The organism is Citrobacter sp. KH_055_1, from assembly GCF_057838705.1.
The window spans coordinates 3,299,490-3,318,915 of the sequence record NZ_CM174473.1 but is presented as its reverse complement, the minus strand read 5'-3'; the positions used below and the strand labels follow the sequence as shown (position 1 = coordinate 3,318,915).

General features: G+C 54.9%; 17 protein-coding genes and 1 pseudogene. 10 read left to right on the top strand and 8 right to left on the bottom strand.

Annotated features, from left to right (window positions below; all coding sequences use genetic code 11):
• Positions 1–110: 110 nt before the first annotated feature.
• Positions 111–884 carry an esterase gene (gene ybfF / locus AC3ITF_RS15735; RefSeq protein ID WP_096757866.1) on the bottom strand — a complete coding sequence of 258 codons (774 nt, stop codon included), beginning with the start codon at positions 882–884 and terminating at the stop codon, positions 111–113.
• Positions 885–1,079: 195 nt separating this feature from the next.
• On the opposite strand from ybfF, the gene seqA reads away from it, so the two are divergent.
• Positions 1,080–1,622 (top strand): replication initiation negative regulator SeqA, encoded by a 543-nt coding sequence (gene seqA, locus AC3ITF_RS15730; protein WP_096757864.1) that lies wholly within the window; start codon positions 1,080–1,082, stop codon positions 1,620–1,622.
• Positions 1,623–1,646: 24 nt separating this feature from the next.
• Positions 1,647–3,287 (top strand): phosphoglucomutase (alpha-D-glucose-1,6-bisphosphate-dependent), encoded by a 1,641-nt coding sequence (gene pgm, locus AC3ITF_RS15725; RefSeq protein ID WP_146717162.1) that lies wholly within the window; start codon positions 1,647–1,649, stop codon positions 3,285–3,287.
• Between the two features lie 98 nt (positions 3,288–3,385).
• On the opposite strand, the gene kdpE is transcribed toward pgm, so the two are convergent.
• Genes kdpE through kdpF form a run of 6 tightly spaced genes read right to left on the bottom strand, consistent with a single transcriptional unit; the run spans position 3,386 to position 11,167 of the window.
• A complete protein-coding gene (kdpE, locus tag AC3ITF_RS15720) occupies positions 3,386–4,063 on the bottom strand; it encodes a two-component system response regulator KdpE (protein ID WP_115259071.1) in 678 nt (225 codons plus the stop codon).
• Positions 4,060–6,744: a two-component system sensor histidine kinase KdpD gene (gene kdpD, locus AC3ITF_RS15715; RefSeq protein ID WP_489175822.1), complete on the bottom strand. Its 2,685-nt coding sequence runs from the start codon at positions 6,742–6,744 to the stop codon at positions 4,060–4,062. Before kdpD ends, kdpE begins: the two co-directional genes overlap by 4 nt.
• A gap of 10 nt (positions 6,745–6,754) precedes the next feature.
• On the bottom strand, positions 6,755–7,321 hold the full coding sequence (gene kdpC, locus AC3ITF_RS15710; RefSeq protein WP_115259069.1) for a potassium-transporting ATPase subunit KdpC: 567 nt from the start codon (positions 7,319–7,321) through the stop codon (positions 6,755–6,757).
• An 8-nt stretch (positions 7,322–7,329) separates the two neighbouring features.
• A complete protein-coding gene (gene kdpB / locus AC3ITF_RS15705; RefSeq protein ID WP_117342241.1) occupies positions 7,330–9,378 on the bottom strand; it encodes a potassium-transporting ATPase subunit KdpB in 2,049 nt (682 codons plus the stop codon).
• A 20-nt stretch (positions 9,379–9,398) separates the two neighbouring features.
• Complete coding sequence (gene kdpA, locus AC3ITF_RS15700) at positions 9,399–11,078, bottom strand: potassium-transporting ATPase subunit KdpA (protein WP_137362424.1); 1,680 nt, start codon at positions 11,076–11,078, stop codon at positions 9,399–9,401.
• Positions 11,078–11,167, bottom strand: coding sequence for a K(+)-transporting ATPase subunit F (gene kdpF, locus AC3ITF_RS15695; protein WP_008456132.1), 90 nt, complete (start codon positions 11,165–11,167; stop codon positions 11,078–11,080). Before kdpF ends, kdpA begins: the two co-directional genes overlap by 1 nt.
• A gap of 307 nt (positions 11,168–11,474) precedes the next feature.
• Between kdpF and AC3ITF_RS15690 the strand changes: the two genes are divergently transcribed.
• The 4 genes and pseudogenes from AC3ITF_RS15690 to AC3ITF_RS15675 all read left to right on the top strand — a co-directional run.
• Positions 11,475–11,681 (top strand): YbfA family protein, encoded by a 207-nt coding sequence (locus AC3ITF_RS15690; RefSeq protein WP_096757857.1) that lies wholly within the window; start codon positions 11,475–11,477, stop codon positions 11,679–11,681.
• A 96-nt stretch (positions 11,682–11,777) separates the two neighbouring features.
• Entirely contained in the window at positions 11,778–12,347 is a 570-nt protein-coding gene (locus AC3ITF_RS15685; protein WP_137400299.1) for a DUF1722 domain-containing protein, read from the top strand.
• Positions 12,348–12,365: 18 nt separating this feature from the next.
• The gene (gene phrB / locus AC3ITF_RS15680; RefSeq protein ID WP_489175821.1) at positions 12,366–13,784 is read left to right on the top strand and encodes a deoxyribodipyrimidine photo-lyase; all 1,419 of its coding nucleotides are present in this window, start codon (positions 12,366–12,368) and stop codon (positions 13,782–13,784) included.
• 51 nt (positions 13,785–13,835) lie between these two features.
• Positions 13,836–14,426 (top strand): annotated as a pseudogene (locus tag AC3ITF_RS15675) (Rpn family recombination-promoting nuclease/putative transposase); the annotation flags it as partial.
• Positions 14,427–14,478: 52 nt separating this feature from the next.
• On the opposite strand, the gene dtpD reads toward AC3ITF_RS15675, so the two are convergent.
• A complete protein-coding gene (dtpD, locus tag AC3ITF_RS15670) occupies positions 14,479–15,960 on the bottom strand; it encodes a dipeptide permease DtpD (RefSeq protein ID WP_489175820.1) in 1,482 nt (493 codons plus the stop codon).
• A 288-nt stretch (positions 15,961–16,248) separates the two neighbouring features.
• Between dtpD and ybgI the strand changes: the two genes are divergently transcribed.
• From ybgI to pxpA, 4 genes are read left to right on the top strand one after another with little or no spacing between them, the layout of a single operon-like run.
• Complete coding sequence (gene ybgI / locus AC3ITF_RS15665; RefSeq protein ID WP_489176449.1) at positions 16,249–16,992, top strand: radiation resistance protein YbgI; 744 nt, start codon at positions 16,249–16,251, stop codon at positions 16,990–16,992.
• Between the two features lie 29 nt (positions 16,993–17,021).
• Positions 17,022–17,678 (top strand): 5-oxoprolinase subunit PxpB, encoded by a 657-nt coding sequence (gene pxpB / locus AC3ITF_RS15660; RefSeq protein ID WP_096759448.1) that lies wholly within the window; start codon positions 17,022–17,024, stop codon positions 17,676–17,678.
• Positions 17,672–18,604, top strand: a complete 933-nt coding sequence (gene pxpC / locus AC3ITF_RS15655; protein WP_489175819.1) for a 5-oxoprolinase subunit PxpC — start codon at positions 17,672–17,674, stop codon at positions 18,602–18,604. The genes pxpB and pxpC overlap by 7 nt, the downstream gene beginning before the upstream one ends.
• A complete protein-coding gene (gene pxpA / locus AC3ITF_RS15650; protein ID WP_489175818.1) occupies positions 18,594–19,328 on the top strand; it encodes a 5-oxoprolinase subunit PxpA in 735 nt (244 codons plus the stop codon). Before pxpC ends, pxpA begins: the two co-directional genes overlap by 11 nt.
• The last annotated feature ends 98 nt before the right edge of the window (positions 19,329–19,426 follow it).

The window sequence follows — 19,426 nt, the reverse complement described above, 5'->3', positions numbered from 1 at the left end:
GAAACAATCAGCCAGGCGTCTGCCCGGATGGATAGCGCGCCATCATACATCAGCAGGGGAGGCGCGCCAACGCCCACGCACGTAATCGCGCGCGGACGCTGAGTTTTTAATCAGTTAGCCTGTTCTGTCAGATAACGACGGATGGCGCGCAGCACGGCTTCGGGTTTTTCTGCATGCACCCAATGGCCCGCGCCGGCAATAACATGTGCCCGTGCCTGGGGAAATTGCGCCAGCAATGGGGCTCGATACGCTTCAGTAACGTACGGTGAGTTCCCCCCAGGGATGAACAGCGCCGGGTGATCCCAGGCCGGAATGGTTTCCCAGCCGACAATATGCGGATACTGATCCCACAATACCGGGACGTTAAAGCGCCATTCACCGTCTATAAATGATTTCAGCAGAAACTGGATCACGCCTTCTTCTTTAAGATGTTGGCGCATCACGCTAGCCGCCTGCTGGCGCGACGCGGCTTCTGCATCCGTCACCGCATTAATCGCCGCAAATATCTCATCGTGACGGCGGACCTGGTAATCAACCGGGGCAATATCGATAGCCACCAGCTTATCGATACGTTCCGGTGCCAGGGCGGTTAGCGCCATCACGGCTTTGCCCCCCATTGAATGGCCAATAAAGGTGGCTTTTTCTATCTGTTGGGCATCCAACGTATCCAGCAGATCTTGCGCCATCGCCGGGTAGTTCATCTCCGGAGAACGGGGGGAGAGGCCATGATTTCGCATATCAACCTGGATGATATTGTGATCGACAACCAGAGAGCGGGCCAGTATGCCCAGATTGTCCAGGCTGCCAAACAGCCCGTGCACCAGGACGATGGGAGAATTATTGTGCAGGTTTTGTGCAGATTGCGCTCGGATATTCAATTTCATGGCAAAGTTCTTTTTTTCACGCTAGCGGGTTAGGGTATCATGTTGACCATTCTGCCACACGGCTGCAACAACTACGGTTACTCCGAGTTTTTCCGGCCATCGGGCTTGACGCTATCCGCTGTTGGGATTTGCCTTTACACTACGCGTGTACAGTCCCAACAACTTGTATTCAGCTAAACACCGCACTGGATTAAGATGAAAACGATTGAAGTTGATGATGAACTCTATAGCTATATTGCCAGCCATACCAAGCATATCGGCGAGAGCGCATCCGACATTTTACGGCGTATGTTGAAGTTTTCCGCTGCATCACAGCCTGCCACGCCGGTGGTGAAAGACGTCCGCGCCGTGCAACCTGTCGTGGAAGCCAAGCCGGTTAACCCTGTAAAAGACAAAGTGCGCGCCATGCGTGAACTGCTGCTTTCCGATGAATATGCGGAACAGAAAAAAGCAGTGAATCGCTTTATGCTGGTGCTGTCTACACTCTATTCACTGGATCAACACGCGTTTGCCGAGGCAACAGAATCGTTGCATGGTCGCACGCGCGTCTATTTTGCAGCGGATGAACAGACGCTGCTGAAAAATGGTAATCAAACCAAGCCGAAACACGTGCCAGGCACGCCGTATTGGGTGATCACCAACACGAATACCGGCCGTAAATGCAGCATGGTTGAACACATCATGCAGTCAATGCAATTCCCTGCGGAATTGATTGAAAAGGTTTGCGGAACAATTTAATCCTTGCATTAGAAGGACCAGGCAATGGCAATCCACAATCGTGCAGGTCAACCTGCACAACAGAGTGATTTGATTAACGTCGCCCAACTGACGGCACAGTACTATGTACTGAAACCAGAAGCAGGGAATGCAGAGCACGCCGTTAAGTTCGGTACGTCCGGGCATCGCGGCAGTGCAGGTCGTCACAGTTTTAACGAACCGCACATTCTGGCTATCGCTCAAGCGATTGCTGAAGAACGTGCGAAAAACGGAATTACTGGCCCTTGTTATGTGGGCAAGGACACTCACGCGCTGTCTGAACCGGCATTTATCTCTGTACTGGAAGTGCTGGCGGCAAACGGTGTTGATGTCATCGTGCAGGAAAATAACGGCTATACGCCAACGCCCGCCGTGTCTAACGCTATCCTGGTCCACAACAAAAAAGGCGGCCCGTTGGCTGACGGTATTGTGATCACACCGTCCCATAACCCGCCGGAAGATGGCGGGATTAAATACAACCCGCCAAACGGTGGTCCGGCAGATACTAACGTCACTAAAGTGGTGGAAGACAGGGCCAATGCACTACTGGCCGATGACCTTAACGGCGTGAAACGTATTTCACTGGATGCGGCGCTGGCGTCGGGTCACGTGAAAGAACAGGATCTGGTGCAACCGTTCGTTGAAGGATTGGCAGACATCGTCGATATGGCCGCGATCCAGAAAGCGGGCCTGACGCTGGGTGTTGATCCGCTGGGTGGCTCCGGTATCGAATACTGGAAGCGTATTGCTGAGCACTACAAACTGAATCTGACCATCGTTAACGATCAGGTTGATCAGACCTTCCGCTTTATGCATCTCGACAAAGATGGCGCCATCCGTATGGACTGCTCTTCTGAGTGTGCCATGGCGGGTCTGTTGGCGCTGCGTGATAAGTTCGATCTGGCGTTTGCCAACGATCCGGACTACGACCGTCACGGCATTGTTACCCCGGCTGGGTTGATGAACCCGAACCATTATCTGGCGGTGGCAATCAACTACCTGTTCCAGCATCGTCCGCAGTGGGGCAAAGAGGTTGCTGTCGGTAAAACGCTGGTGTCCTCCGCGATGATTGACCGCGTGGTGAATGACCTGGGTCGCAAGCTGGTGGAAGTGCCGGTTGGCTTTAAATGGTTCGTTGACGGTCTGTTTGACGGCAGCTTTGGCTTTGGCGGTGAAGAGAGCGCGGGCGCGTCATTCCTGCGTTTCGACGGTACGCCATGGTCGACGGACAAAGACGGGATCATCATGTGCCTGCTGGCGGCGGAAATTACCGCGGTTACCGGTAAAAATCCGCAGGAACACTATAATGAACTGGCCGCGCGCTTTGGTGCGCCAAGCTACAACCGTTTACAGGCTCCCGCGACGTCTGCGCAGAAAGCTGCGCTGTCTAAACTGTCTCCGGAAATGGTTAGCGCCAGTACGCTTGCCGGTGACCCGATCACTGCACGTCTGACCGCTGCACCAGGTAACGGTGCCTCCATTGGCGGTCTGAAGGTGATGACCGACAACGGCTGGTTTGCCGCACGCCCGTCCGGCACCGAGGACGCCTACAAGATTTACTGTGAAAGCTTCCTCGGCGCTGAGCATCGCCAGCAGATTGAGAAAGAAGCGGTTGAGATTGTCAGCGAAGTGCTGAAAAACGCATAAGGCGTAGACCGGATGACGATGCTCGCGTCGCCATCCGGCATGAATTATAAAAGCCGGATAGCTTATATGCTGATCCGGCTTTTTTATTCAGCATCTGTTCACGGCATAAATCGATAGCCGATCCCGGTTTCGGTAATAAAGTGACGTGGACGGGCCGGGTCCAGCTCGAGCTTCTGGCGCAAGTGCCCCATATAGATTCGCAGGTAGTGGCTGTGCTCGACGGCATTGGGTCCCCATACCTGGTTTAACAACTGGCGTTGGGTGAGCACTTTACCCGCGTTGTTCAGCAGGACCGCAAGCAGGCGAAACTCAATCGGCGTCAGATGTATTTCCTCTTCACCACGGTGTACCAGCCGCGCGGCAATATCCACTTTAATGTTTGAGAATTGAACCACCGGTTCGGGCGTTTGCCCGGTTGCGTGGCGGCGTAAGGCCACGCGTAAACGCGCCTGCAGCTCGCCAATACCAAACGGTTTGCTGAGATAATCATCGGCACCGGCGTCCAGCGCGGCGATTTTGTCGCTCTCCTCACTGCGGGCAGAAAGCACAATCACCGGGATGGCACTCCATTGTCGCAGGTCGCGAATAAAATCGATGCCGTCACCGTCCGGCAGGCCGAGATCGAGAATGATGAGATCGGGTTTTCGCGTGGCCGCTTCCAGCAGGCCACGTTGCAGCGTTTCTGCTTCGTAAACGCGCAGGCCATCGGCTTCCAGCGCGGTGCGCAGAAAGCGGCGAATGGCCTGTTCATCTTCAACAATCAGTACGTTTGTCACATATCCTCATGAAAATCTTCAAGTTCAGGGGGCGTTTCCTGCGGGAGTGTAACACGGAAGCATGCGCCACCCTGCGGTCGATTGTGGGCGGTAATCGTCCCGCCGTGTACGTTCACAATCGCCTGACAAATAGCCAGTCCCAGCCCTACGCCCGGTACAGAGGATTCTTTGTTTCCCCGGGAGAACTTGTCGAAAATAGCGTGTTCTTGGCCCGCTGGAATGCCGGGGCCATTATCCCATACATCCAGAAACAGATGCTCACCTTCTACCTGCGCATCAATGCCGATTTGTGCCTGTGGACCTGCGTACTTAATGGCGTTTTCCAGCAGGTTAATCAGCACCCGTTCAAACAGTGGACCGTCAACGTGAATCAGCGTCAACGGCGCCGGAAGCGACAGATTAATCGGCGCGGCTAAGCCGGGTTCCAGCATTTGCAGGGCGCTACCTACTACTTCTTCCAGCGTTAACCACTCCTTCTTAAGATTAAAGCCGCCAGATTGGATCCGCGCCATATCCAGCAAATTATTGACCAGCCGGGTGGTATTGAGCACGTGCTGGCGAATTTCGCTGGCCTGGCGGGCGTGGGGAGAACCTTCGCTGGCGAGATCCAGCGTTAAAATCTCCGCCTGACCGAACAGCACCGTGAGTGGCGTGCGTAAATCATGGGAGAGGGCCGCCAGCAGGGCATTGCGGATGCTCTCTCGTTCGCTGGCCAATCGCGCCAGTTCTTCGCTGGCGGTCAGCGTCAGGCGTTCGAGCGCACTGGCAACCAGCAGGGTAAAGGTTTCCAGCAGACGCTGCTGCTCCGGGATCATCAACTGACGCAGGTTTCCCGGCTCCACTACCAGCAGCCCGTGCGTTTTGTCAGCGCTTTTCAGCGGCAAGATTTGATACGGCACGCCGGGGAGGGTATCGGTGCCGGCACCTGCCGGTTGTCCTTTATCAAAACTCCATTGGGCAATGGCGTCATCCCACGGCGTCATGCCCTGCTGCTCTGTCAGCGGTGCCAGCTTTCCGTGCTCATCCGGCAATAACACCTGGCTGCGGGCCTGAAAGGTGGAGGCGATAAACTGTTCGCTGGTGGTGGCGATATCTTTCTGGCTACGTCCCACGGCCAGCGCTTTGGACATCTCATACAGATGACGCGTTCGCTGCTCCCGATAACGCGCGACCCGCGCCTGATAGCGCACGCCTGCGGTCAGATTCCCAATAACCAGACCAACCGTTAACATGACCGCAAAAGTGAGCAGATACTGGACGTCTGAGACGGCAAGCGTCCCGCGTGGCGCAATAAAGAACAGATCGAAGCTGGCGACGTTGATCATGGTCGCCACTACCGAGGGCCAACGACCATAAAACAGGGCGATAACCACCACGCCTAACAGATAGAGCATCACCAGATTGGCGGCATCAAAGGTAACCAGCCATTGCATGGCAATCAGCGTGGTGATGGCGCACAGCGCGGCGGCCACCACACAGCCCTGAATTTGTACCCGCCATTTATCCTTAAAGGTGCGGGTATCCATGGTTTGGGCTGCCGCGCGTGGTGGAGGCTCGTCCAACGCGACAATCATCAGATCGAGATCTGGTGCACGATGAGCCAGCTTGTCGGCAAAGGAATCGCTGCGCCACCAGCGGCGCGTGGTTGGCCGTCCCAGCACAATTTTTCCCAGGTTATGCTCCCGGGCGTAGCGAATCACCGCCTTGTCTTCGGCGGGATCGGAAAGGGTGGCGGTTTCCGCACCCAGTTCCTGTGCCAGCCGTAGCGCGCTTAAGATCGCACGGCGCTGTTTTTCCTGGAGCTGATGCAGCGCCGGGGTTTCGACATACACCGCGTGCCACACGCTGCCAAGGCGAGCAGCCAGACGTGCGGCGGCGCGTACCAGCTTTTCACTGCCGGTATTGTGTCCAATACACAGCAAAATAGCGTCGCGGGTGTGCCAGACTTTTTCCTCTCCCGGTCGTCCTCGCCAGGCGCGCATTTGATCGTCTACTCGATCGGCGGTACGGCGTAGGGCCAGTTCGCGCAGGGCGATTAAATTACCTTTGCGAAAGAAATGTTCGATTGCCCGTTCCGCCTGACCGGCGATGTAGACCTTGCCTTCGTTGAGGCGCTGGCGTAAGTCGTCAGGCGGCAGATCGACCAGCACCACATCATCGGCGGCATCGAAAAAGGGATCGGGGACGGTTTCACGCACTTGGATACCGGTCACGCCGCTGACCACGTCGTTCAGGCTTTCCAGATGCTGCACGTTAACGGTAGTAAAGACATCAATGCCCGCTTCCAGCAACTCTTCAATGTCCTGCCAGCGGCGGGGATGGCGCGAGCCTGGCGCATTACTGTGCGCCAGTTCGTCCATTAATATCAGCGCCGGGCGGCGGGCGAGGGCCGCATCAAGATCGAACTCGCTGATGCGTCGCCCGCGGTGAGTCTGACGTTTTAACGGCAGCACGGCGAGACCGTCCAGCAGCGCGGCGGTCTCTTTGCGTCCGTGGGTTTCCACCACACCGATCAACACATCCAGGCCTTGCGCCCGCAGCCGCTGGGCCTCTGCCAGCATGGCCCAGGTTTTACCCACGCCGGCACAGGCACCGAAGAAAATTTTCAGTTTTCCACGATGCGGGGCGGTCGTTTGTTCCAGTAAACGGTCCGGATCGGGGCGTAAGGGTTCGCTATGCATGTCCTTTGTCTCAGTGCTTATCCAGCGCTAAATTAAGTTCCACCAGGTTCACCACCGGTTGACCGATAAAACTGACCAGCGGCTTTTGCGTGTATTGTGCAACCAACTGCGTAACCTCTTCAACGCTGAGGTTGCGCGCATGTGCCACGCGTGGAATCTGCCAGGCAACGGCCTCTGGCGTCAGGTTATTATCCAGCCCGCTGGCGGATGCGGTTACTAACTCCACAGGAACGACAGGGCTGGCCTGCGGGTTGGCGGCACGCAGCGCGGCGATCCGGCTTTGCAGTTGCTTATCCAGCTCCGGGTTGCTGGCGGCCAGATTACTTCCACCCGAACCCATTGGATTATAGGGTATTTCCGCCGTTGCTGACGGGCGTCCCTGAAAATATCCGGCGGCGGTAAAGTGTTGCCCGATGCGTTCAGAACCGCGGATCGTCTGACCTTCGCGGATGAGCGACCCGTTGGCCTGATGGGGAAACCACCACTGCCCCAGTGCGGTGGTCAACAGCGGGTAGACCCCGCCGGTAATAAGCATCAGGAAAAATAATGTTGATAATGCAGGACGTAATCCACTCATCTGAAACCTCACACCAGACCCAGCAGGGTCAGCAGTAAATCAATCACTTTAATGCCGATAAATGGCACGACCAGGCCGCCGAGGCCGTAAATCCACAGATTGCGGCGTAACATGGCGGAGGCGGACAACGGTTTGTAGCTCACCCCTTTCAGTGCCAGTGGGATCAGAAAGACAATCACCAGCGCATTGAAGATAACCGCGCTGAGGATTGCCGAATCCGGCGAATGCAGACGCATCACGTTAAGCGCGTTGAGCTGCGGATAGGTGGCGGCAAACGCCGCCGGAATAATGGCAAAATATTTGGCGACGTCGTTGGCAATACTGAAGGTGGTCAGTGAACCGCGCGTCATCAGCATCTGTTTGCCAATGTGGACCACTTCGATAAGCTTGGTGGGGTTAGAATCAAGGTCCACCATGTTGCCCGCTTCTTTAGCCGCCTGGGTCCCGGAGTTCATGGCGACCGCAACGTCTGCCTGCGCCAGTGCGGGGGCGTCGTTCGTGCCGTCACCGGTCATTGCCACCAGACGGCCTTCCGCCTGGTACTGACGAATCAGCGCCAGCTTAGCTTCCGGTGTGGCTTCGGCTAAAAAGTCGTCAACCCCGGCCTCCGCTGCAATCGCGGCGGCAGTCAGACGGTTATCGCCGGTAATCATCACCGTTTTGATACCCATTTTGCGTAGCTGGGCAAACCGTTCTTTGATCCCGCCTTTGACGATATCTTTCAGGGCAATGACGCCCAGAACGCGCGAACCTTCGACAACCACCAGCGGCGTCGCGCCAAGACGGGCAACGTTTTCCACTTTCTGTTCGACATCTGCAGGGAAGTGTCCGCCGTTGGCCTCAACGTGACGACGAATGGCGTCGACCGAGCCTTTACGGATCATGCGGTTGTCGATGTTAATGCCGCTCATCCGGCTTTGCGCGGTGAACGGCACAAACGTGGCGTGCAGCGATTGCACATCGCGTATGCGCAGATTAAAGCGCTGTTTTGCCAGAATCACGATGCTGCGACCTTCCGGCGTTTCATCCGCCAGTGATGAAAGCTGCGCCGCGTCGGCCAGCGTTTTTTCGTCGACACCGTGGGCGGGAATAAAATCTGATGCCTGACGGTTACCCAGCGTAATGGTGCCGGTTTTATCCAGCAACAGTACGTCGACGTCACCTGCTGCTTCGACCGCCCGCCCGCTGGTGGCGATCACGTTCGCGCCGAGCATTCGGCTCATACCGGCCACGCCAATCGCCGAGAGTAGCCCACCAATAGTTGTCGGGATCAGGCACACCAGCAGGGCAACCAGCACCGTGACGCTAACTGCAGTGCCGCCCCAGGCGGAGAACGGCCACAGGGTGGCGGTTGCCAGTAAAAAGACGATGGTCAGGGCTATCAGCAGGATTGTCAGCGCGATTTCGTTGGGCGTCTTACGCCGCTGGGCGCCTTCAACCATGGCGATCATCCGGTCGAGGAAGGTTTCACCGGGGTTCACGCTGCATTCGATAACCAGCCAGTCGGAAAGAATGCGGGTCCCGCCGGTTACGGAAGCAAAATCACCGCCGGACTCACGGATAACCGGCGCAGATTCCCCGGTAATGGCGCTTTCGTCCACCGATGCGCCGCCTTCAATCACCTCGCCGTCGCAGGGAATAATATCGCCTGCTTCCACCAGTACGATATCGCCTTTGCGTAGTTCCTCTGCGGGAACATGATCCATTTCTGCACCGTATTTCGGTTCACGCAATTTACGGGCAAACGCTGTCTTCTTAACGCCTTTCAGGCTGTTGGCCTGAGCTTTACTGCGTCCTTCCGCCAGCGCTTCGGCAAAATTGGCAAAAAGGACGGTGACCCACAGCCAGAGGCTTATCGCACCGGTAAACAGGGGATTGCCTGTCATGTGCCCGGTTGCCATTGCAACGGTTAACAAGGTTGTCAGCAGGCTGCCCAGCCAGACGATAAACATCACCGGGTTGCGCCACTGAGTATGTGGGCTTAACTTTTTGACTGCGTCCATCAGCGCGTGTGCGACCAGAGACGGTTCGAACAGTGCCAGTTGTTTGCGACTCATAACAATGTGCTCCGTATCGCTCAACGTAAAGAGAGGTATTCTGCGACCGGGCCAAGCGCCAGTGCAGGAATAAAGGTAAGGGCGCCAACCAGTAACACTGTACCGATCAACAACCCGACAAACAGTGGGCCGTGAGTGGGGAGCGTCCCCTGGCTTGCCGGTTGGCTCTTTTTAGCCACCAGCGAACCGGCAATTGCCATCACTGGAATAATGACCCCAAAGCGGCCGAAGAACATGCACAACGCCAGCAGGCAGTTCCAGAAGGGGCTGTTAGCGCTTAACCCGGCAAAGGCGCTGCCGTTGTTGTTGGCGGCAGATGACACGGCGTACAGTACTTCGCTGAAACCATGCGGGCCGGGGTTGAGCATGGCGCTGCGTCCGGCGTCGCTCATCATGGCTATCGCTGTACCGAGCAGCACCAGCGCAGGCGTCACCAGAATCGCCAGCGCGGTCATTTTCATTTCCCGCACGTCGATTTTCTTACCCAGATATTCCGGCGTGCGCCCGATCATCAGTCCGGCGATAAACACCGCCAGCAGGACGAACAGCAGCATGCCGTACAAACCGGAGCCCACGCCGCCGAACACCACTTCGCCAATCTGCATCAACCACATCGGTACCATCCCGCCCAGTGCGGTGAAGGAGTCGTGCATCGCGATGACCGCCCCACAGGAGGCCGCCGTTGTGACGACCGCGAACAGACTGCTGACCAGTACGCCAAAGCGGCTCTCTTTCCCTTCCATATTGAGACTGCTGTCTGCGCCAAATGCCAGCAGATGCGGGTTTCCTTGAACTTCCGCCCACATCACAATCGCCACGCAGATGACAAAAATCAGCGACATGGCCCACAGTAAGGTGCGTCCCTGACGGCGATCGCCTACGACGTCGCCAAAGGCAAAGCACAGGGCGGCAGGAATGCAAAAGACAGCCAACATCTGTACCATATTGGTCAAGGCGGTTGGGTTTTCAAACGGATGCGATGAGTTAGCATTAAAGAAGCCGCCGCCGTTGGTACCGAGCATTTTAATGGCCTCTTGTGAGGCAACCGGTCCCATTGGTAACAGCTGTTTTACGCCTTCAAGGGTAGTAAATGACTGATAGGGCAGCAGGTTTTGCAGCGCGCCTTGCTGAATAAAGAACAGGGCGATAAGCAGAGAAAGAGGGAGCAGGATCCACAGCGTAATGCGCACCAGATCCACCCACGCATTGCCCAGGGTATTCATACTCTGGCGCGTAAAGGCGCGGATTAGGGCAAAAATCACCGCAATACCGGTCGCCGCAGACAGGAAGTTCTGCACGGTTAAGCCAGCCATCTGACTAAAGTAGCTTAAGGTGGTTTCGCCACTGTAAGACTGCCAGTTGGTATTGGTGACAAAGCTCACGGCGGTATTCAGCGCAAGATGCCATGACAGCCCCGGTAGCTGCTGAGGATTCAGTGGTAACAAGTTTTGCGCCATCAGCAGGGAAAACAGCACCAGCAGACCCAGGATATTGAGCATCAGGATCGCCAGCAGGTACTGTTTCCAGTTCATCTCATGTTGTGAAACGCCTAACCCGCGCCAGAGAATACGCTCAACACCGGTTACGCCCGGAAGGGGGATGTTGGTGATGAGTCGTGCCAGCACGGCACCCAGCGGTCTGGCGATGACAAATAACACCAGTAAGAAACTGGCGATGAGTAAAAATCCTTGTGCCGCCATCAGAACGCCTCCGCCTTAATCAGGGCATACACCAGATAACCGAGTAATAAAAAAACCAGCACAATGCCAGTTATCACGCCTGCACTCACGGTGCACCTCCTGTGACATCAATGTGATAACCAGAGCGTAGGTTTTTGGTTGCAAAGATTTCGCAAAAATTGGCGGGTGGGGTGTAAAAAAAGTATAAAAATGGCAAAGACCGTTATTTAACTAATGATTAGTATTAATTTAACTTTTATGTAACCTAATTACAGTTTCAGGCTAAACGGAGCATCAATAGATAAAAATAAGTGGTCGGATGAGTAGCAAAATTACACACAAGGCGGTATTATTTTCATCAGTTAACCAAATTTATTTTCCGGTGCTATTCACCGAACAGATATAGGGGAGAGGATTATGGACTTGTATAAAGAATATCCAGCGCACATTGTCTTATTACGCCGTACTTTCGCCGTCGTGGCGGGCGTGCTGGCGCTGCCGGTCATGCTGTTCTGGAAAGACCGTGCCCGTTTTTACAGCTACCTGCACCGCGTCTGGTCGAAAACCAGTGATAAACCGGTGTGGATGGATCAGGCTGAAAAAGCGACCTGCGATTTCTATTAAGTCATCGTAATTGCTAAAAAAACCGCCAACAGCAATGTGGCGGTTTTTTTATGCACGGACGTCTACACTTACCCGAATAACGGATAAGGAGTCGTGATGAGCAAGAGAATTCCTGTGGGTATCCACACCTGTGTTACGGCACCTGCGGTTGGTTGTTCTGCCAGAGAAGCCTGCCCGTTTGACGACAGTACCCTGGTGCGTATTTATGCATTGCATGAACTGTATAAGCTTCACCAGCGGGGGCTAACGCGCGGAGCGTTGATTGACTATCACACCCGCTACAAACTGATCCTGCTGGCGCATTCCCAGCCAGAGTATCGTGAACTTGGCCCCTTCGTTGCGGCCATCCACGAATGGCAAAGTCTTGAGGCGTTTTTTAATGAGTACCGCTTACGACTGACGCATTTGCTGTTCAATAATGCAACCCGACGTAATCACACCAATGTCCTGATGCACGTTCAGGGTTATTTCCGCAATCAACTCGATCTGCATCAACGTCAGGAACTGACCTCGATAATCGATAGCTATCGACGTGAAGCGCAGCCACTGCTTGCACCGTTAATGCTCATCAAACACTATATGGCCGAGCATCCGAACACCTGGCTGTCCGGGCAACGTTATTTTGAACTCTGGCCGGCAATTCTGGATTTGCGCGGCAAAAATTAATTTATCTGCGGGAGTTTTATGACCACGCATCTGGTCTGGTTTCGGCGTGATTTGCGCCTGCATGACAATCTTGCTCTTGCGGCGGCGTGTCGGGATCGTTCAGCCCGGGTGCTGGCGCTATATATCGCCACCCCAGAACAATGGGCGGCGCATGATATGTCTGCGCGTCAGGCGGCGTTTATCAGCGTGCAGTTGAATGCGCTACATGCGGCGTTGGCAGAAAAAGGGATCCCGCTGCTGTTTCATGAAGTTGCCGATTTTGCTGCCAGCGTGGAGACAGTAAAACGTGTTTGCGCGCAGCATGACGTCAGCCGACTGTTTTATAACTATCAGTATGAAATCAATGAACGGCAGCGTGATGCAAGGGTCGAGAAGCAGTTGCCTGACGTCGTGTGCGAAGGCTTTGACGACAGTGTGATCTTACCCCCGGGCGCGGTTATGACCGGCAATCACGAAATGTATAAAGTCTTTACGCCGTTTAAAAATGCCTGGCTGAAGCGAATTAAAGACGGCATTCCGGAATGTGTTCGCGCGCCAATGGTGCGGGATAGTGGGGCGCTCACCGCGCCGTTAACGCCACTCACGCTGAATTATCCGCAGCAGGATTTTGATGCAGCACTTTTCCCGGCGCAAGAAAAACGGGCTATCGCGCAGTTACGCCAGTTTTGTCAGCAGGCCGCGAGTGACTATGAACAACAGCGTGATTACCCGGCCATTGAAGGCACCAGTCGCTTGTCTGCGAGTCTGGCCACGGGCGGGTTGTCGCCGCGTCAATGCCTGAACCGTCTGTTAGCCGAACAGCCGAAGGCGCTAGAGGGCGGTGCCGGGAGCGTATGGCTAAATGAACTTATCTGGCGTGAATTTTACCGACATTTAATGACCTGGTATCCGGCGCTGTGTCGGTATCAACCGTTTATTCGCTGGACTGACCGCGTGCAATGGCAGAACAACGCGGCGCATCTTCAGGCGTGGCAGACGGGAAATACGGGATACCCCATTGTTGATGCCGCGATGCGCCAGCTTAACGCTACCGGCTGGATGCATAACCGTTTACGCATGATCACCGCCAGCTTCCTGGTAAAAGATCTGCTGATTGACTGGCGTAAAGGGGAGCAGTACTTCATGTCGCAACTGATCGACGGCGACCTGGCGGCCAATAACGGTGGCTGGCAATGGGCTGCGTCTACCGGAACCGATGCTGCACCGTATTTCCGCATTTTTAACCCTACAACTCAGGGGGAGAAATTCGACCGCGACGGTGAGTTTATCCGCCGGTGGGTTCCCGAGTTGCACGAGGTACCTGGTAAAGCAATCCACGATCCGTGGACGTGGGCAGAAAAAGCGCAGGTTACCCTCGATTATCCCCGTCCGATTGTAGATCATAAACAGGCCAGGCTAGCGACGCTGGCGGCCTACGAGGCGGCACGCAAAGGGTGAGAGTGCGGTTTATTTCTGCGTACTACCATCCGGTAGCATGAATGCGTTGCTGCCGGGTACAAGGAATTACCGCTGGTTATTCCGATGTTGTTTTATCATGGCTGTCGAAGCCCGTACCCGTATTCACTATGCTGGCTGGATGCGTTCGCCGATCCCGTGGCGGCAAAGCAACTTTATGCCAGCGCATTTCCGCTGGTGGATATAACGGTTGTGCCAGATGACGACATCATGGCTCACAGGCGAATGGCGTTGCTGGAACTGATGCAAAAGCATATCCGTCAGCGGGATTTGATGGGGCTGGTAGAGCAACTGAGCACACTGCTACTAACAGGTTGCACTAATGACACGCAGCTACAGGCGATGTTTAATTACATTCTGCAATCCGGCGATGAATCTCGTTTCACTGAATTTATGCAAGAGATGACGCAACGGATCCCCCAACACAAGGAGAGGCTGATGACTATTGCGGAGCGGTTACGGTTAGATGGAGTACAGGAAGGACTGCAACAAGGACTACAGCAAGGTAAGCAAGAAGCCGCGTTGCGTATTGCGCTAACCATGCTGGCACAAGGAATAGATCGCGAAATGGTATTACTGATTACCGGTTTGGCTGAAGAGGATTTGGCAGCGAATAATGCGTAACCGTCTGATAAAAAACAGGCCCGACCCATATGACATCATCGGGCCTGTTAACTCAGGACTCTAGCGCCAGCGCGCGTTTTTTAAATTTAAGTGACTGATACAGCCAAATCAGCAGCACCAGCGCCACGCAGGCCAACGCACCCCAGGTAATTTCGCTAAAGACGTCAATATACGCGTTGATGGAATAGTTGATGGCCCCGGAGGCATCAAACGCACCTTGTGACGTCTGGTCGGCAATCACCCCCGCCAGATAGTTGGCAATAGCGCCGGACAGCAGCATATAGATTCCGGTTAACACGCCGGTGACGCCAGGGATCTCAATGCGCGTAATCTGCGACATGGCGACCGGGTCGATAAACAGTTCGGCAAATCCCATTACCGCCAGCCCCAACACCATCAGCGGCATCGAGGAGTGGCCGTAAGCGGCGGACCAGCGGGCGCTTAAGGTCAGAATACAGAATCCGGCGCTCATCAACCCCAGGCCGAGGGCAAATTTTCCCCAGATGCGCACGGTACGATTACCACTGACGCTTTCTTTGACTACCCAGGCCAGCACGATGCCGCACAGCATCACGGCAAAGGCGTTAACCGACTGGAACATGGCGGTAGGAATGGAATATCCCAGAATATCGCGATTCACAAAGCGGTCGATATACAGGCTGATGGAGCTGCCGCCTTGCTGTGCAAAGGCCCAGAATAACAGACTGAAGAACGTTAGCGTGACGATAAGCCCCAGTTCTTTGCGCTGCTTTTGCGTTTGTGCCTGACGGTAAATTTTTGCCAGAACGACCAGACCAATGACGGTGGCGACGATTAGCGCATATACGGACCACTCTTTCCAGAACAGAACGGTAATTAGCAGCGGTGCGGCGACCAGCAGCACTAACAGCCAGGCCCAGTTTGGCAGAACAAACGTTCTGGCACACAGGACCGTTTTGTTGACGCCGGTTGTATGGGCGAAATGCCGGTTGCCGCACAAGAAAATCACCAGTCCTGCCAGCATACCAATTGTGGCCAGCGCGAAGCCCATCGCCCAGCTGTATTCTTCCTGCACATAGCCACAGGCAATGGGGGCGATAATCGAACCAATATTTCCGGCGGCGTAGAGCAGTGAGAACCCGCCGTCGCGGCGCGGATCGTCGGTGTGATACAGCTCACCCAGCAGGCAGCTAATGTTGGATTTAAACAGACCGTAGCCGCAGACAATGATCGCCAAAGATAAATATAGGAACGCTGGCGCCATTTCACTGGCACCCAGTACCAGATGTCCAACCGCCATTAACAATGCGCCAATCATCACCGCCATACGGTTACCAAGGACCTTATCCGCCAGGTATCCGCCAAGAATAGGCGTGACATACACCAGCGAACAGTAAGCGCTGAACAACGCATACGCATGAGTATCGTTGTACTTGAGTTGGTTGGTGAGATACAGGATCAGCAGGGCGCGCATGCCGTAAAAACTGAAGTATTCCCAAATTTGCAGCGCGACGACGTAATAAATTGCGCGTGGCTGAGATGCGTGTTTATTCATTCTATTCTCGAAGTAAATGCCTCACGCCAGGATGAACGTACTGCGTGAGCGTGTTTCCTTGAAGTTATAACTTTGATACAGATCTGATTATTTTTGCAATATGCTGTCTGATTGCATAAATATACATGAATAAAATCACGTAGTGGTAAGCAATTTACGTTCAAACGGCGAGTGAGTGTTTCTTGATGTGTCAGTGAAATGGTTATCGACGAATGGAGGCGGGGACGCTATTTTACATAAGCAGTATTGCTGATTGGACAGGCAGAAATTATGACAACGAGGGCGATGATGAAAAACACCGAGCTGGAACAACTGATCAACGACAAACTGAACAGTGCCGCGATTAGCGACTATGCGCCGAATGGTTTGCAGGTTGAGGGCAAAGAGACGGTGCATAAAATCGTGACCGGCGTGACCGCAAGCCAGGCATTGCTGGATGAGGCTGTGCGCCTGGGCGCTGATGCGGTCATCGTTCATCACGGTTACTTCTGGAAAGGCGAATCTCCGGTAATTCGTGGCATGAAGCGCCATCGTCTGAAAACGCTGCTGGAAAATGACATCAACCTGTATGGCTGGCACCTGCCGTTGGATGCTCACCCGGAGCTGGGTAACAACGCACAGCTGGCGGCGCTGTTGGGCATTACCGTGATGGGTGAAATCGAGCTGTTGGTACCGTGGGGTGAACTTGCCATGCCGGTTCCGGGGCTAGAATTTGCCTCGTGGATTGAGGCGCGTTTAGGGCGTAAACCATTGTGGTGTGGCGATAGCGGGCCGGAAAAAATTCAGCGCGTTGCCTGGTGCACCGGGGGAGGGCAGAGCTTCATTGATAGCGCGGCCCGTTTTGGTGTTGATGCATTTATTACCGGCGAAGTCTCAGAGCAAACTATTCACTCAGCCCGTGAGCAGGGGCTGCATTTCTATGCCGCCGGACACCATGCCACCGAACGCGGCGGTATCCGCGCGTTAAGTGAATGGCTGAATGAAAATACCGAGCTGGATGTATCGTTTATCGATATTCCTAACCCCGCCTAATGAATCAGGTTGTAAAAAGAGGGACGAAAGTGCAGCGAGCGCGTTGTTATCTGTTAGGTGAAACTGCGGTGGTTCTGGAACTGGAACCCCCCATTACGCTGGCGACCCAGAAACGTATTTGGGGTTTGGCTCAGCGCCTGGTTGATGCCCCGAATGTGCTTGAAGTGATCCCGGGTATGAACAATATCACGGTGACGCTGCGTAATCCGCAAACCCTGGCGCTGGATGCCATTGAACGTCTGCAACGCTGGTGGGAGGAGAGTGAAGCACTGGAGCCGGAGTCGCGTTTTATTGAAATTCCGGTGACCTACGGCGGAAAGCAGGGACCGGATCTGGCCGATGTCGCACAACACAGTGGATTAAGCGAAAAGCAGGCCGTTGAATTGCATGCATCTGTTGACTATGTGGTCTGGTTTTTAGGCTTTCAGCCAGGGTTCCCCTATCTCGGGAGCTTACCGGAACAACTGCATACTCCACGACGTGCGGAACCGCGTCTGATTGTTCCAGCAGGTTCGGTCGGTATCGGCGGCTCACAAACCGGTATCTATCCGCTCGCCACACCGGGGGGATGGCAGCTGATAGGGCATACCGCCATTAAGTTGTTTGATCCCCGCCGGGATGAACCCATCCTGTTACGACCAGGAGATACCGTGCGCTTTGTACCGCAGAAGGAGGGAGTATGTTAACTATCATTCGTGCCGGTATGTACACTTCCGTCCAGGACGGCGGTCGTCACGGTTTTCGCCAGTCAGGAATCAGCCACTGTGGGGCGCTGGATAAGCCCGCATTGAACGTTGCCAACCTGCTGGTGGGCAATGATGCAAATGCCGCCGCGCTGGAGATAACGCTCGGTCAGTTGGTTGTGGAGTTTAACGCAGATAGCTGGTTTGCCTTGACCGGCGCGGGGTGTGATGCACATTTAGACGGTAACCCGGTGTGGAGCGGATGGCGACTTCCGGTGAAGGCTGGGCAACGCCTGACGCTAAAACGTCCGCAACATGGCATGCGCAGTTATTTGGCGATAGCGGGTGGCATTGATGTTCCCGAGGTCATGGGGTCGTGCAGCACCGACCTGAAAGTCGGCATCGGTGGTCTGGAAGGGCGTCTGTTACGCGATGGAGACAGGCTGGCGGTGGGCGTTTCCACGCGACGGTTCAGCGGACCGCAGGGGGTAAAACAGCTCATGTGGGGGAACCGCATTCGTGCGTTACCCGGACCTGAGTATCATGAGTTTGATGAAGCTTCGCAGGCGTCATTCTGGCGTTCGCCATGGCAACTCAGCCCGCAGAGTAACCGCATGGGGTATCGCCTGCAGGGACAACCGCTAACGCGCACTACCGATCGAGAACTGTTGTCGCACGGTCTGCTTCCCGGCGTGGTGCAGGTGCCGCATAACGGCCAGCCTATTGTGCTGATGAACGACGCCCAGACCACGGGGGGCTATCCACGTATCGCCTGTATCATTGAGGCGGATATGTACCATCTGGCGCAAATTCCCCTCGGCCAGCCAATTCATTTTGTTCAGTGCTCGCTGGAGGAAGCGCTAAAGGCGCGTCACGACCAGCAGCGTTATCTGGAACAATTAACATGGCGACTTAACGATGAAAATTGATCTGAATGCAGACCTCGGTGAAGGCTGCGCAAATGACGCCGCGCTGCTGCAACTGGTGTCTTCTGCCAACATTGCCTGCGGATTTCACGCCGGCGATGCGCAAACCATGCTGGCAAGCGTGCGTGAAGCGTTAAAAAATGACGTGGCAGTGGGGGCGCATCCCAGTTTTCCGGATCGGGAAAACTTCGGCCGTAGCGCCATGACCCTGCCCGTCGATACGGTTTACGCCCAGACGCTGTATCAAATCGGTGCGCTGGCGGCGATAACCCGGGCGGAAGGTGGCGTGATGCGCCACGTCAAACCGCACGGCATGTTGTACAACCAGGCCGCCAGGGATCCACAGTTAGCCGATGCCATCGCCAGGGCGGTGCATGCCTGCGATCCGTCGCTGGTGCTGGTGGGGCTGGCGGGTAGCGAACTGATTCGGGCCGGCGAGCATTATGGTCTGCAGACGCGTCAGGAGGTGTTTGCCGATCGCGGCTATCAGGCGGATGGCAGTCTGGTTCCGCGTAGTCAGCCGGGGGCGCTGATTGAAGACGAAGAGCAGGCGTTGGCGCAAACCTTACAAATGGTGCAGTCCGGGAGAGTAAAAAGCCAAACCGGAGAATGGGCCAACGTCACGGCACAGACGGTCTGTATTCATGGTGATGGTGAGCACGCACTCGCTTTTTCCCGCCGTTTGCGCAGCGCGTTTAATGCATGCAATATTGAAATTAGCGCATAAGATTTACCATACAAAACAATAACATATTACACAACAACATAAGCTCTAAATAATTCGAGTTGCAGGAAGATGACCAGTGAGTGAGTTACCAGGCGCTT

Excerpts from the sequence above, each read along its gene's own strand:
- ybgI (WP_489176449.1), top strand. The coding sequence starts at position 16,249 with ATGAAAAACACCGAGCTGGAACAACTGATCAACGACAAACTGAACAGT.
- AC3ITF_RS15690 (WP_096757857.1), top strand. The coding sequence starts at position 11,475 with ATGGACTTGTATAAAGAATATCCAGCGCACATTGTCTTATTACGCCGT.
- kdpC (WP_115259069.1), bottom strand. The coding sequence starts at position 7,321 with ATGAGTGGATTACGTCCTGCATTATCAACATTATTTTTCCTGATGCTT.
- kdpA (WP_137362424.1), bottom strand. The coding sequence starts at position 11,078 with ATGGCGGCACAAGGATTTTTACTCATCGCCAGTTTCTTACTGGTGTTA.
- ybfF (WP_096757866.1), bottom strand. The coding sequence starts at position 884 with ATGAAATTGAATATCCGAGCGCAATCTGCACAAAACCTGCACAATAAT.
- seqA (WP_096757864.1), top strand. The coding sequence starts at position 1,080 with ATGAAAACGATTGAAGTTGATGATGAACTCTATAGCTATATTGCCAGC.
- kdpD (WP_489175822.1), bottom strand. The coding sequence starts at position 6,744 with ATGCATAGCGAACCCTTACGCCCCGATCCGGACCGTTTACTGGAACAA.
- dtpD (WP_489175820.1), bottom strand. The coding sequence starts at position 15,960 with ATGAATAAACACGCATCTCAGCCACGCGCAATTTATTACGTCGTCGCG.
- phrB (WP_489175821.1), top strand. The coding sequence starts at position 12,366 with ATGACCACGCATCTGGTCTGGTTTCGGCGTGATTTGCGCCTGCATGAC.
- kdpB (WP_117342241.1), bottom strand. The coding sequence starts at position 9,378 with ATGAGTCGCAAACAACTGGCACTGTTCGAACCGTCTCTGGTCGCACAC.
- AC3ITF_RS15685 (WP_137400299.1), top strand. The coding sequence starts at position 11,778 with ATGAGCAAGAGAATTCCTGTGGGTATCCACACCTGTGTTACGGCACCT.
- pxpA (WP_489175818.1), top strand. The coding sequence starts at position 18,594 with ATGAAAATTGATCTGAATGCAGACCTCGGTGAAGGCTGCGCAAATGAC.
- pgm (WP_146717162.1), top strand. The coding sequence starts at position 1,647 with ATGGCAATCCACAATCGTGCAGGTCAACCTGCACAACAGAGTGATTTG.
- pxpC (WP_489175819.1), top strand. The coding sequence starts at position 17,672 with ATGTTAACTATCATTCGTGCCGGTATGTACACTTCCGTCCAGGACGGC.